12 protein-coding genes are annotated in these 12,669 nt (G+C 72.3%); 4 read left to right on the top strand and 8 right to left on the bottom strand.

Annotated features, from left to right (window positions below):
• Positions 1 to 8: 8 nt before the first annotated feature.
• Positions 9 to 1,784: an ABC transporter ATP-binding protein gene (locus tag AB0C27_RS22195; RefSeq protein WP_357846781.1), complete on the bottom strand. Its 1,776-nt coding sequence runs from the start codon at positions 1,782 to 1,784 to the stop codon at positions 9 to 11.
• 143 nt (positions 1,785 to 1,927) lie between these two features.
• Here AB0C27_RS22195 and AB0C27_RS22190 point away from each other — a divergent pair, with 143 nt between their 5' ends.
• Positions 1,928 to 3,028 carry an alpha/beta hydrolase-fold protein gene (locus tag AB0C27_RS22190; RefSeq protein ID WP_357846779.1) on the top strand — a complete coding sequence of 367 codons (1,101 nt, stop codon included), beginning with the start codon at positions 1,928 to 1,930 and terminating at the stop codon, positions 3,026 to 3,028.
• A 109-nt stretch (positions 3,029 to 3,137) separates the two neighbouring features.
• On the opposite strand, the gene AB0C27_RS22185 is transcribed toward AB0C27_RS22190, so the two are convergent.
• Positions 3,138 to 4,454, bottom strand: a complete 1,317-nt coding sequence (locus tag AB0C27_RS22185) for a lysine N(6)-hydroxylase/L-ornithine N(5)-oxygenase family protein (RefSeq protein WP_357846777.1) — start codon at positions 4,452 to 4,454, stop codon at positions 3,138 to 3,140.
• A gap of 123 nt (positions 4,455 to 4,577) precedes the next feature.
• Here AB0C27_RS22185 and AB0C27_RS22180 point away from each other — a divergent pair, with 123 nt between their 5' ends.
• Complete coding sequence (locus tag AB0C27_RS22180; protein WP_357846775.1) at positions 4,578 to 5,522, top strand: methionyl-tRNA formyltransferase; 945 nt, start codon at positions 4,578 to 4,580, stop codon at positions 5,520 to 5,522.
• 73 nt (positions 5,523 to 5,595) lie between these two features.
• On the opposite strand, the gene AB0C27_RS22175 is transcribed toward AB0C27_RS22180, so the two are convergent.
• The 4 genes from AB0C27_RS22175 to AB0C27_RS22160 all read right to left on the bottom strand — a co-directional run bounded on the left by AB0C27_RS22175 (position 5,596) and on the right by AB0C27_RS22160 (position 10,634).
• Positions 5,596 to 6,759 carry an NAD(P)-binding protein gene (locus AB0C27_RS22175; RefSeq protein WP_357846773.1) on the bottom strand — a complete coding sequence of 388 codons (1,164 nt, stop codon included), beginning with the start codon at positions 6,757 to 6,759 and terminating at the stop codon, positions 5,596 to 5,598.
• A gap of 94 nt (positions 6,760 to 6,853) precedes the next feature.
• Positions 6,854 to 7,990 (bottom strand): hypothetical protein, encoded by a 1,137-nt coding sequence (locus AB0C27_RS22170; protein ID WP_357846771.1) that lies wholly within the window; start codon positions 7,988 to 7,990, stop codon positions 6,854 to 6,856.
• A gap of 86 nt (positions 7,991 to 8,076) precedes the next feature.
• Positions 8,077 to 9,234 (bottom strand): hypothetical protein, encoded by a 1,158-nt coding sequence (locus AB0C27_RS22165; RefSeq protein WP_357846769.1) that lies wholly within the window; start codon positions 9,232 to 9,234, stop codon positions 8,077 to 8,079.
• Positions 9,235 to 9,440: 206 nt separating this feature from the next.
• Complete coding sequence (locus AB0C27_RS22160) at positions 9,441 to 10,634, bottom strand: MFS transporter (protein WP_357846767.1); 1,194 nt, start codon at positions 10,632 to 10,634, stop codon at positions 9,441 to 9,443.
• Positions 10,635 to 10,706: 72 nt separating this feature from the next.
• Between AB0C27_RS22160 and AB0C27_RS22155 the strand changes: the two genes are divergently transcribed.
• Positions 10,707 to 11,549 (top strand): LysR family transcriptional regulator, encoded by an 843-nt coding sequence (locus tag AB0C27_RS22155; RefSeq protein WP_357846765.1) that lies wholly within the window; start codon positions 10,707 to 10,709, stop codon positions 11,547 to 11,549.
• Between the two features lie 54 nt (positions 11,550 to 11,603).
• Here the strand turns inward: AB0C27_RS22155 and AB0C27_RS22150 are convergent, their stop codons facing one another.
• Positions 11,604 to 11,912 (bottom strand): hypothetical protein, encoded by a 309-nt coding sequence (locus AB0C27_RS22150; RefSeq protein WP_357846763.1) that lies wholly within the window; start codon positions 11,910 to 11,912, stop codon positions 11,604 to 11,606.
• 85 nt (positions 11,913 to 11,997) lie between these two features.
• On the bottom strand, positions 11,998 to 12,168 hold the full coding sequence (locus AB0C27_RS22145; protein ID WP_357846760.1) for a hypothetical protein: 171 nt from the start codon (positions 12,166 to 12,168) through the stop codon (positions 11,998 to 12,000).
• 29 nt (positions 12,169 to 12,197) lie between these two features.
• On the opposite strand from AB0C27_RS22145, the gene AB0C27_RS22140 reads away from it, so the two are divergent.
• Positions 12,198 to 12,599 carry a nuclear transport factor 2 family protein gene (locus tag AB0C27_RS22140; RefSeq protein WP_357846758.1) on the top strand — a complete coding sequence of 134 codons (402 nt, stop codon included), beginning with the start codon at positions 12,198 to 12,200 and terminating at the stop codon, positions 12,597 to 12,599.
• Positions 12,600 to 12,669: the final 70 nt, after the last annotated feature.

Raw genomic sequence — 12,669 nt, 5'->3', positions numbered from 1 at the left:
GTTATGTTCTAGGAGCCTTCCTGCCAGGCCTGCCAGAGCCGGGCGTACCGGCCGCCGAGGGCGACCAGTTCCGCGTGGGTGCCCTGCTCCACGACGCGCCCGGCGTCGAGGACGGCGATGCGGTCGGCCGCCATCGCCTGGGTCAGCCGGTGCGCCACGTACAGGGTGGTCCGCCCCGCGCACGCGGCCGTCACGGCCCGTTCCAGCTCGGCGGCGCCCTGGCTACCCGCCTCCGCGGTCGACTCGTCCAGCACCACCACCGGCGACCGGTGCAGGATCAGCCGGGCCAGCGCGAGCTGGGCGACCTTGGTGCCGTCCAGCCGTTCGCCGCCCTCGCCGACCATGGTGTCCAGCCCGTCCGGCAGCGCCTCGACCCACGGGCCCGCGCCGACGGTGCGCAGCGCGTCCATCAGTTCGGCCTCGCTCGCCTCCGGCGCGGCCAGCCGCAGATCGTCGGCGAGCGGCCCGGAGAACACGTGCGTCTCCTGCGTCAGGATGCTGACCAGGGCCCGCGCCCCCGCCTCGTCCAGTCCGGCGAGGTCGGTCGATCCGATCCGCACCGAGCCGGCCTGCGGGGTGCCGATGCCCGCGATCAGCGCCGCCAGCGTCGTCTTGCCCGCGCCCGTCGCCCCCACCAGAGCGAGCGAGCCGCCCGCCGGGATCTCCAGGTTCACGTCCAGCAGCACCGGCCGCTCGGTGCCCGGATAGGCGAACGTCAGCCCCTCCACCGTCACCGGGTACGGCCCGCCGTCCGCCGGCGCGGCCGCCGCCAGGCCCACCAGCCGCTCCTCCGTCGGCTCGGCCAGCACGCCGACCAGCCGGGTCAGGCTGGCGCCCGACTTCTGCGCCTCGTCGAACGTGAACATGATCGCGCCCAGCGGATTGAACAGCCGGTGGAACAGCAGCGGAGCCACCGACGCCTGGCCCAGGGTGACGGCGCCGGCCTCCAGCAGCACGTACCCGACCACGATGATCAGGCTCAGCCCGATGAACTCGGCCCGGTTCTCCCTGCCGACGAACCGGCCGAAGAACCGGAACACCTCGATGCCGAGGTCGCGCACCCGCCACGACTCGCGGGTGACCTGGGCGCGGAAGTCCGCTTCGAGACGGTAGGCACGGACGGTGTCGATCCCGTTCAGCCCGCTGATCAGCGCCTGCGCGCGGTCGGCCTGGGCCTCCCGCTGCCGCTGGTAGAGCGGCGCCGACCGGGGCAGATACCAGCGCAGGGCCAGCCAGTACGCGGGCAGCGCCCCCGCCCCCGCCAGCCCGAGCCGCCAGTCCAGCCCGAACATGCCGGCCGTGGCGATGGCGACCAGCACCCCGGAGGAGAACACCGTGGGGACGGCCGTGCGGATGCCCTTCGACACCACGGCCACGTCGTCGCCGACCCTGGACAGCACGTCGCCCCGGCCGACCTGCTCGATCCGCGCGCTCGGCATGGCCAGCACCGCCCGGACGGCGGCCTCGCGCAGCCTGGCCAGCAGGTCCGCGCCCAGCCGCCCGATCAGGTACGTCGAGACGGCCGTGGCCGCGGCGCCGAGCAGCACGGCGGCCACCAGCAGCGCCCCGATCGTGACGAGCACCGATGGCGCTTCGCCCGCGACCACCCCGTCGACCACCTGGCCGAGGATGAACACCGGCACCACCTGGAGCGCAGCTCCCGCCACGGTGGTCAGCACGGCGGCGGTCGTCAGCCCCGGCACCTCCCGCAGGTGCGCGGTCACCCAGCGGGTGGCCTCGGGCCCGGTCGCGGTGCGCAGGATGACCGGGTCTGCGGTGCTCACGCCTGGATCATGGCGGCTCGGGGGAAGGACACGTCGAGGGGCATGGAGTATCCCTTTGCTGTCATGCGCCCGTTGCCGGGCAGGCAAACCGTAACATGGGTAGCTTAGGTGAGGCTAACCTTACAGTCTCGATGGAGGGTCGTATGGAGAGCACCTTCGCCGCGTACGGGATGCTCGGAGAACCGGGGACCGGCGCGTTCTGGACGGCGGCGAAGGGCCCCGCCGCGGTGCCGTCGGACGACGGCTGGGCGGTGCTCTTCCTGTGGCGCGGCTCCCCGGCGAGCGTGCACTTCGAGAGCTGGTCGGAGCCGGTCGCGCTGCGCCGGTGGGGGGAGACGGACTGCTGGTACGCCGAGGTGGCCATGCCCGCTCGGCTGCGGGTGACGTACTGGCTGGTGAGCGACGGCGTGGCGTACGCGGACCCGTTCAACCCGGTGAGCGCGGGCGGCGAACGGTCCATCGCGGCGACTCCCGACGCCCCCGCTCAGCCGCACTGGCCCGCCATCGGCCCCGATGACGTCTTGCCTCTGCCGAGTGTCCGCCTGCGCTGGACCACTGAGCGGCTCAACGGGCGGCTGGGCGAACGGCTTCGGCGGCGTACCGTGCGCGTCCATCCGGCAGGCGGCGGCGGGCCGGTCGTGCTGCTGCTCGACGGGGACGACTGGCTCTACCTGCACCCGGCCATGACCGCGTTCGACTCGGCCGTCGCCCGGGGCGAGCTGCCTCCCGTCACCCTCGTCTTCCTGCCCGCCCTAGACCGGGAGGACGAGTTCGGCTGCCGGCCCGAGTTGTGGGAGGCGGTCAGGGACGAGCTGCTGCCCCTGGTGGCGGGCAGCGGCGTGCCCGCCGACACGGGCCGGCTCGTGGTCGCCGGGCAGAGCCTCGGCGGGCTGAGCGCGGTGTACGCGGCGCTGGAGTTCCCCGAGCTCGTGTCTCGCGTCGCCTGCCAGTCGGGCTCGTTCTGGTGGACACCCGGGGCCGCGGCCCCGGCCGACCCGCTGGGCGGCCCCGCCGGTGGCGTGGTCGCCGACCTGCTGCGGCGGCGGCCCGACCTGTCCGGCCTGCGGGTCGCGTTCGACATGGGGGAGCACGAGCCGCGCATGTTGCCGCACGGCGAGCTGGTCGAGACGCTGGCGGCGCGGGCGGGGGCGACGGTACGGGTCTCGCGCTCGCCGGCCGGCCACGACCGGGCGAGCTGGCGGCACGCCCTGCTCAGAGACGTCGCCTGGGTGCTCGAAGGGTGAGCCGCGCCAGTGAGGCGGGCCGGCTGGGACGTGCCGGTTCGGTACGCCGGTGAGACGCGCCGTGGTGGCGGGCCGGCCCGCGCCGGCCGGCCGCCACCACGGCGCGGGCCTAGTGCGAGAACGCGTACGAGCCGCGCCCGCTCCTGCTCAGCCGGGAGGCCACCGCGTCGGCGATCTCCCCGGCCCTGACGGCGGTGTTCGACAGCAACGTCGAGGTCAGGCCGTGGGTGTGCTCGGCGGCTCCCTGCACGTAGATGCCGCAGCGCACGTTCTCGGAGGTGACGATCCGGTAGTCGCGCTCGATGCGCAGCCCGCCGGAGGGCAGCCGTTCGCAGTGCTCGCCGGTGGCGCCCAGCAGGGTCAGCGGGTCGCCGGGCCGGTAGCCGGTGGCGTAGACGATCACGTCGGCCTCCAGCACCGTCCGCTCACCCGTGGGCAGGAACTCGACGGTGGCGTGCACGCCCTCCGCGTCCTGGGCCACGTCCACGAGCCGGGAGGCGTTGAGGATGCGCAGCCGTTCCTTCCCGCGCACCTTCTCCTGGTAGTGGCGGCGATACAGCTCGTCGATGAGGTCGAGGTCGACCACGGAGTAGTTGGTGGAGGTGTGGTAGGCGAGCAGCCGCTCCTTGACCGCCTCGGGGGCGCCGAAGAAGTGGTCCACAGCGGCGGGGTCGAAGATGCGGTTGGCGAAGGAGCTGTCGTCGGCCGGGGTGTAACCGTACTTGGCGAACACCGCGCACACCTCGGCCTCGGGAAAGCGCCCGTGCAGGTGCTCGGTCACCTCCGCGGCGCTCTGACCGGCCCCGACCACCAGCACCCTGCGCGGGTCGGTGAGCGAGGGGAGCTTGTCCAGCAGCTCCTCGCTGTGCCAGATCCGCTCGTCGCTGACGATCCCGTCGGGCAGCACCGGGGTCAGGCCGACGGCGAGGACCAGGTTGCGGGTACGCCGGGTGCTGAGCTCGCCGTCGGCCTGGCGGACCACGACGTCGAGGCACTCCACCGCCCCTTGATCGCCCCCGGTGACGGGCGTGACCGCGACCACCTCCGAGCCGTACTCGACCTGGTCGGCGAAGGGCGTCGCGGCCCACTCCAGGTAGTCGTGGAACTCCAGGCGCGACGGGAACATCGTCTTGTGGTTGATGAAGTCGATCATCCGGTCGCGTGCCTTGAGGTAGCTCAGAAAGCTGAACTCGCTGGTGGGGTCGCGCATGGTGACCAGGTCCTTGAGGAACGAGACCTGCATCGTGGTGCCTTCGAGAAGCATGCCGCGGTGCCAGCCGAAGGAAAGTTGCTTCTCCAGGAACACCGCGTCGATCTGCTCGCCGGTACGCGCCCCGCGTTCGCGCAAGGCGATGGCCAGGGCGAGGTTGGAAGGGCCGAAACCGATACCGACAAGGTCGTGCACGGGCTGCTCGGCAGTGGGCATGGAAGGCCTTTCTAGAGGGGGTCCTAGATCGGAGTCCGCGCTGGAATCCTTCTATAACTTAGGTTAGGCTTCCCTAATTGGCGAGCCCACCCCTACCCCGAAGTCGCCGAGCGAGGAGAGCTGATGCGGGTCGTGATGTTCGGCTACCAGACGTGGGGGCACCGCACCCTGCAAGCCCTGCTGGAGTCCGCGCACGACGTGGCGCTGGTGGTCACCCACCCACAGAGCGACCACGCGTACGAGAAGATCTGGAGCGACTCGGTGGCCGACCTGGCCACGGCACACGGAGTCCCGGTCGTGCTGGCCAACCGCCCCGACGACGACCTGCTGCTCACCCTCAAGGAAGTCCAGCCTGACCTCATCGTCGCCAACAACTGGCGCACGTGGATACCGCCGGAGTTCATCACCCTGCCCCGGCACGGCATCCTCAACGTGCACGACTCGCTGCTGCCCGCCTACGCCGGCTTCTCGCCGCTCATCTGGGCGCTCATCAACGGCGAGAAAGAGGTCGGTGTCACCGCCCACATGATGAACGACGAGCTCGACGCCGGGGACATCGTGGTGCAGCGCGCCGTCCCCGTCGGCCCGGCCGACACCGCCACCGACCTGTTCCACCGTACGGTCGACCTCATCGCGCCCATCGTGGCCGAGTCGCTGGACCTCATCGCCTCCGGGCGTACGGACCGGACGCCCCAGGACCGCTCGAAGGCCAGCTTCTTCCACAAGCGCTCGATCGAGGACAGCAACATCGACTGGACCTGGCCGGCCGAGGACATCGAACGCCTGGTCCGGGCCCAGTCCGACCCGTACCCCAACGCGTTCACCCACTACAAGGGCGAGCGCGTCCGCATCCTGAAGGCGTCCGTCTCCCAGGGGATCTACGGCGGCACGCCGGGCCGGGTGTTCATCCGCGAGGGCGACGGCGTCGTCATCGTGGCCGGCGCCGAGGCCCGCAAGGGCCGCAGCCACGGCCTGGTCATCGAACGCGTCCGCACCGAGGACGGCACCGACCTGCCGGCCGGCGACCTGTTCAGGACCATGGGCGGCTACCTGACCGCCCGCCCGTAACCGATCACCGGCCCCGTGGCGCGGCGCGGGGAAGACGCGCGGCGCCCCGGGCTCATCGGGGCGCGCTCCGGGCTCAGCGGGTGGCGTGGTCGGCGAGGCGGAGGGCTCGCACGGCGCCGTCGGCGGCTCTGAGCGCACTGCCGATGGAGATCTCGCCGCGCATGCCGGGTGCCGCGACCATGTCGCCCGCCAGGAACACGCCGTCGCCCCGGTCGACGGCCGGGCGGTCGCGCCAGGTGAGGCCGGGCAGGTCGAGCGCGCCGCTGCGATGCCGAGCCGCGGCCGAACGCTGCCAGGTCACCCGCTCGCGCCAGCCGGGCACCGTCAGGTCGGCCAGCGCCTCCACCCGCCGGATCGCCTCGGCCCTGCCCTCGTCCTTCCTGATCGGCATGTCGAGCTGGAACAGCGTCTCCCCGGCCGGCGCGGCGGTGGGGTCCTGCATCGAGTAGCTCTCGTGGAAGCCGCCGGCGTCCAGGTCCCAGACCACGAACCGGTCGCCGCGCGCCGAGCGCACGGCCAGGTCGAACAGCACGCAGTCGCCGCTCTCCCAGCGCAGGCCCGGGTCGCCGAGCAGCAGCCGGGCCGAGGCCAGCTCGGTGGCCACGATCACCGGCCCGTCCGGCAGCTCGTTCACCCGCGCGCCCAGCTCGACGGCGACGCCGAGATCGCGGGCCCTGGCGGCGAGCCGGTCGATCACCGCCTGCCAGCCGCCGACCACCCAGCGGACCGCCGGCACGCGCAACGCGAAGACCCGGCGCAGCAGGTTCCACACGAACGCCGCCGACAGCCGTCCCGTGTCGGCGTCGAGGGTGACCACGCTGATCGCGTTGGCCGCCGCCCCGGCGGTGCGCTCGCCGAACCGGGCGGAGGCCCAGGTGTGGAAGTCCACGTCCACCGGCGCCGTCGCGGGACCCGTCGCCATCATCCGGACGAATCCGGCCGGCGGCAGCGCCCGCAGCCGTCCGTCGCGGACGAACCCCATCCGGAAGTCCCGCGGCGCGGGCCTGCCCAGCGCTCCGACCAGCCCGCGCTCCCGCAACCACGCCCAGTTCGGGTCGTCCGCGTAGAAGACGTGACCGCCCCCATGAGCCAGGTACGGCCCGCCGATCGCCCGCCCCCGCCCGCCGAGCCTGTTGTGCGCCTCGTACAACGTCACCTTCGCGCCCGCCTCCGCGCAGGCGACGGCCGCCACCAGCCCGGCCAGCCCGCCGCCGATTATTACGACACGCTTCGCCACGTCGCTCTCCTTCCTCGTCGCCTCGTACGACATACGAGGGAAGAAGAGGCCGCGAATGTGACATGACCCCCGTCTCGGTGGGGCCGGCCGGTCGTCAGCGGCGGCGGAAGAGGACGATCGACTCGGAGTCGCCGTTCACGATCGAGGTGGCCAGCCACAGCTGCGACGTGCCCGGGATGCGCTCGATCACCGCCCTGGTCACCTCACCGGGCGACGGCGAGCGCTCACGCGTCCACGTCCGGCCGTCCCAGTGCAGCAGGACGACGTGCTTCGGGGTGGTCTCGGTACGCAGGCTCGCGATCCACACGTCGTCAGGGCCGAAGGCCGTCACGCTGGTGGCGTTGCCCCGCCAGTCCGGCGGCAGCGCGGCCCGCTTCCATGACGAGCCGTCCCAGCGCATGACGAGGGGGTTCTCCCCGGTCGCTCCCACCGCCCACACGTCGGACGGGCTGTTCTGCCAGACGGCGCCCAGCGTGCCGCTCTCCGGCGCGTCGGGCAGCTCGGCCTGCCGGTAGCCGCCGGCCGAGCCGTGCCAGATCATCGGCCGGTCCAGGCGGGTTCCGGCGATCCAGGTGTGGCCCTCGCCCGCGCTCACCGCGCGCAGCTCGGCCTCCGGTGAGCGGACGCCGAGCTTCTTGCTCCAGCGGGTCCCGTCGCCCTCCATCACCTGCAAGGACGAGATGAGCACCACGCGAGCGCCGTCCACCGCGACGTCCCGCGTGCTCATCGGGGAGCGATGGCGTCGCCACGAGCCGCCGTCCCAGTGCAGGGCGACGGGCTTGTCGAACGAGCCGCCGCCCACCGCCCAGACGTTGCCCGGCCCGTCGGCGTCCACCGCGGCGAGGCTGCCGGTGTAACCCGCGGGCAACTCCTGCCAGCCTGAGCCGTTCCAGTGGCGCAGGGTCATCTCCACGCTGTCCTCCCAGCCGTGGTAGCCGGCGGCCCAGGCCAGGTCGGGAGAGGCGGCGCTCACGTCGTACAGGCCGCGCTCCCAGCCGGAGTCGTCGGGCAGGCCGGGGACACGCTCCCACCGCTCCGACATCGGGACGTCCTCGTCGACCGGCGCCTCTGTCTCTGTCTCTGTCTCCGTCTCCGTCTGTGGCAGGGAGGGCTCGGGCAGCGGCTCGGACGCGGGCGGCGACCCGGATGCGTCCGCCGAGGTCTGCGGCGGCGCGGCGGCGCAGCCCTGCGCGACCAGACACGCAGCGACGATCAGCAACCGTGCTCTCATCGGCGCCTCCGCAGCAGATCACGACGGATAACGAGGGATCCTACCGTCGAACCTCCTCAAATCGGCGTGATCGAGCAAGGGCGCTGTCAGCACCAGGTCAGCGTGGAGTTGACCCTGGTCACGTTGCTGATCGTGTTGTTGTTGCCGGTGCACGGACTCCACCTGATGCCGGTGTTGGAGACCGTCAGGTTCTGGAACCTGATCCCCGACGACGGGGCGAACTCCGTACGGGCCGCGATGCGGACCTCGCCACCGCCGCTGATCGTGCCCGACGAGCCGGCGATGACGACGTTGTGGCAGTTCTCCACCAGGACCGCGTTGTTGCCGGTGTTGGCGAGGTCGACCCGGTCGATGGTGGCGCCGCCGCTCTCGGAGACGCAGAAGATCCCCCGGCCGCCGCCGCGCGCCTTGACCGTGCCGACGCGGATGTTGTTCGGGTACGAGCTGCCGATCCGGCCGTTGCGGTTGGCCATGCGGAAGGCCGCGTACCCGGTGCCCGCGCCGGCGTTGTCGGCGTCCACGGTGCCGACGGTCGCGTTGATCGTCTGATTGAGCAGCAGGCCGGACTCGCCGACGTTGCGTGCCGTCACGGTGCCGACGGTGAGACCGTCCACGCCGTAGGTCTCCATCGCGTGCGAACTGGCTCCCTGCACGTACACGCTGTCCACCCGTACGTTGCGGCTCCACTGGCTGGTGTCGCCGCGGTTGTCGACGCGCACGCCGAGGCCCGCGCCGAGCCGCAGGTCGATCTGGCCGAGCCAGACGTTCGTGACGTTGCGCAGGAAGACGCCGTAGACGGGGGTGCCGGTGACGTTCAGGTACGGGACCTCGACGTTCGTGGTGCCGCGCGAGTAGATCGGCGCGTAGTCGCCGGAGCCCGAGCCGGTCACGTTGACGGTGCCGCAGACCGACAGGGAGGTGTGACTGGGCAGCGAGATGCGGCTGCCGGCGCTCATCGTGCCGTTGCCGCGCACCACGACCCGCTGGATCGAGGTGCGCCCGGCCGTGAGGCTCCCGATACCGGCCTGGACCGCCGCGCGGAAGTCGGTGCCGGTGTAGACGCTCGCGCCGGCGCTGTTCCGCGCCGTCCAGGTGCTGCCGCTGACCGTGACCTGTGACTGGAAGGAGCCGTCTCCGCAGGCGGCGGCCGACGCGGGAGCCGCGCCGAACACCACTCCGGCCGCGGCGGCCATCAGCCCGGTGATCGCCGCGACCACCCGGGACGGGGTCCTCCGGCCGGGCAACGTTCCAAGATCTGTTAGCGCTAACATCAGGTATCGCCCCTTCGTCGTGGGATGGCGGTGATCGCCCCACAGCAAAGAGCACGCCCCGGTACCTGTCAACGCCGGTGTCAGCGTTCCTGTTGTCGCGCAGGATCACGTACGACGACGTGAAAGAGGTCAGGCCGGCGAAACCGCCCGAACCGCGCGGACCGCGTCCGGTGAAAGTTTCAGGTCCTTGTCAGATCGACGACCGGCGGCGCGGTGGTCGTTCCCGAGCGCCAGAGCAGATACCCCGTCAGCGCGGCGAGCAGCCCCGCCAGGCCCGCCACCGCGAAGCCGCCCGCCGGCGCGGACGCGTCGATCGCCATCCCCGCCACGGGCGCCCCGAGCGCGAACCCCGCGCTCGCCGCCGACGAATGCAGCCCGGTCGCCTCGCCGCGCACACTGGCGGGCGTCAGCCGGCTCACCGCGTCGGTGATCGCGGACAGGGTCGGCGCGCTCAGCAGCCCGAGCCCGACGACGGCCGCGCACAGCCACGGCCAGCCGGAGGCGAGCCCGGCGGGTATCGTCACCAGCCCGAGCAGCCCGAGCAGCAGCCAGGTGGGCAGCGGCCGGGACAGCGCGCCGTAGACCAGCCCGCCCACGACGGACGCCACCCCGCACACGGCGACCACCACGGCCGCCCACGGTGCCCGGCCGGCTTCCCGCAGCGTGGCGACGATGGCCAAATCGACGCCGTTGAGCAGCATCGCGACGCCGAACCCCATGGTCAGGACGGCGATCATGCGTGCCCCCAGCCACTCCCTGCGCCGGGGCCGGCCCGGTGCCGTTCCGGTGGTCTCGCCCTCGCCCCGCAGCGGCGGGTCGAGCAGCGCGATCCCGGCCCCGCCGGCCACGATCGCGGCGCCCACTCCCCACGCCACCACGCCGGGGGACACCGTCGTCGCGAACAGGATCACCACCGCGGGCCCCACCATGTACGACAGCTCGCCCACCACCGACTCCAGCGAGAACGCGGCCCGCCGCTGCTCCACCGTCGTCATCGCGGCGATGGCCTGCCTGGTGACCGCCTGGACCGGCACCATCAGCAGCCCGGCGGCGAAGGAGGCGGCCACCAGGGCCGCGTAGGGAAGCACGGGCACCACCGACCAGAACACGAGCTGCGGCACGAGCGTGATCAGCAGCACGATGCGCAGGCCGCGCCGGTCGATCATCCGCCCCAGCAGCGGCCCGCCCAGCGCGACCCCGGCGGTGAGCGCCGCCATCACGGCTCCCGCCGCCGCGTAACTCAGGTCGAGCGTGACGACGACGATCATCGTCAGCGCCATCGCGTCCGCGGTGATGGCGGTACGGGCGAGCAGGGAGATGCCCAGCAGCGGCGTCAGCCCCGGCACCGCGAGCACCTGTCGAAATCCGGTCACCGGTTCGACGGTAGTCATCCGACCAGGCCATAGGAAGTCGTCATCTCGTAGGGTCAGGCATAATGATTGCTTATGGCTCGTGATCTTGAGGCCGCCCTGCTGCGGTCGTTCGTCGCCACCGTCCAGGCCGGCAGCATCAGCCGGGCCGCGGCGGCGCTCGGCCGCACCCAGCCCGCGCTCAGCCAGCAGTTGCGCAAGCTCGAACGCACCGTCGGCAGCCCGCTGCTGCTCCGGGCGCCGTCCGGCGTCACGCTGACCCGGGTGGGCGAGGAGCTGCTGCCGTACGCCGAACGCATCCTCGCGCTGTCGGCGCAGGCGCTGGCCGAGACCGGGCGGGCGCTCACCGGGCACTGCGGTCTGGGGCTGCACGAGGACCTGGCCGCCTCCCGCCTGCACCAGGTCCTCGCCGACCTCGCCCGGCTGCACCCCGGCGCGACGCTGGAGGTGCTCACGCTCACCGGCGCGGCGACGCGGGAGGCGTACGACTCGGGCCGCGTGCAGCTCGTCCTCGACGAGGTCCCCGAGCTGCCCAGGGCGCCGAAGTGGACGGTGCGGCTGCCGCTGGTGTGGGCGGTCGGGCAGGGGGTCGCCGTCGATGCCGATCCGCTGCCGGTGGTGCTGTTCGCGAACCCGTGTGCCTGGCGGACGGCGGTGCTGGACGCGATGGAGGGCTCGGGGCGCCCGTGGCGGGTGGCGTTCGAGAGCAACAGCCTCGCCGGGGTGCTCGCCGCCCTGCGGGCCGGGCTCGGCGTCGGGGCTCTCCTGCCCGCCAACCTCGAACCGTCCATGGCCTGCCACGACGCCTCGGCGCTGCCGCCCCTGCCGGACGTCGAACTCGGCCTCGCCCGCCACCCGGGCACCGCGGGCGATCCGCTCGTCGACGCCGTGGAGACCGCCCTGCGCCGGATGCTCTGAACCGGTCTTGTGCGCCCGGACGCGGCTCGGCCGGTCCGGGCGCACACTTCGTTCCTAGGCGCAGTTCCAGCGGATGCCCTGGAACTGCCGGCCGTACCGCTGCCACCACAACGTCCGCGTGACGTACGCGGTCAGGATCTGGCAGTCGGAGTCAGGTCCGCGCCGCTTGACCTGGAAGGAGATCGAGTAGTTGCACTTGTTGGAGACCCGTACGTGGTGCTTGAACTTGCTGGTCCAGTGCGTGACCTGGCCGCACCCGCCCTGCGCCGTGGCGGCGGCAGGAGCGGGGACCACGGCCGCCGGGACGGCCAGCGAGATCGCGCCGGCGACGGCGGCCGCGCCCAGTTTGGCGGTGAGATTCATGTGCATTCCTCCCCGTTGGTGTGATGAGAGGAACGTACGGCGGCGCGGATTGAGGTTCTGTTGAGCCTCGGTTGAGCGGCCCGCGTCACCGGGCCTGATGGTCGAACAGGCGGTTGCTTGCCCAGCCGTCGGGCGGCGGCTTGCCCACGCCGTACCTGTTGACGCCCTCGATGGCCGCCTTCGCGACCAGGCCGCCCACGGAGTGCGTGACCACGTCGACGGCCACGTCCTTGCTGGAGCACAGGGCGTAGACCATCGGCCACCTCGGTGCGTCATGGTAGCCCTATGAGCCCAGACACCCACCCGAACGCCGTACTCACCCGGCGCCTGTACGAGCTGGCCGGCGCCGGCGACCTCCCCGGGTATCTCGCCCTGCTCGCCGACGACGTCGTCTTTCACATCGGCGGCGACTGCGTCGTGACGGGCGAGCATCGCGGCAAGGACGCCATCGTCAGGCTCGGCGAACTCGTGAACGAGGAGACGGCCGGCACCTTCCGCACCGGCCTGCTCTCCGTCCAGGCCAACGACTCCCACGCGGTCACGCTGCACCGTTGGACGGCGGAGCGCAGGGGCGAGCGCGTCGAGATGGACAACTTCATCGTCTACCGCTTCGAACGCGGGCTGGTCGCGGAACGCTGGGAGTACGTGTCCGACCAGTACGCCCACGACACCTTCTGGCGCCGCTGACACCGCCGGCGGTCAGGCAGCGGGGCTCTCGGCAGCGTGCTACGGCCAGGCTTTCCCCATGCGTGCGGCG

It is taken from the genome of Nonomuraea sp. NPDC048882 (genome assembly GCF_040649755.1).
In the GTDB taxonomy this organism is placed as follows: domain Bacteria; phylum Actinomycetota; class Actinomycetes; order Streptosporangiales; family Streptosporangiaceae; genus Nonomuraea; species Nonomuraea maheshkhaliensis.
This window is presented reverse-complemented; position numbering and strand designations above follow the sequence as displayed.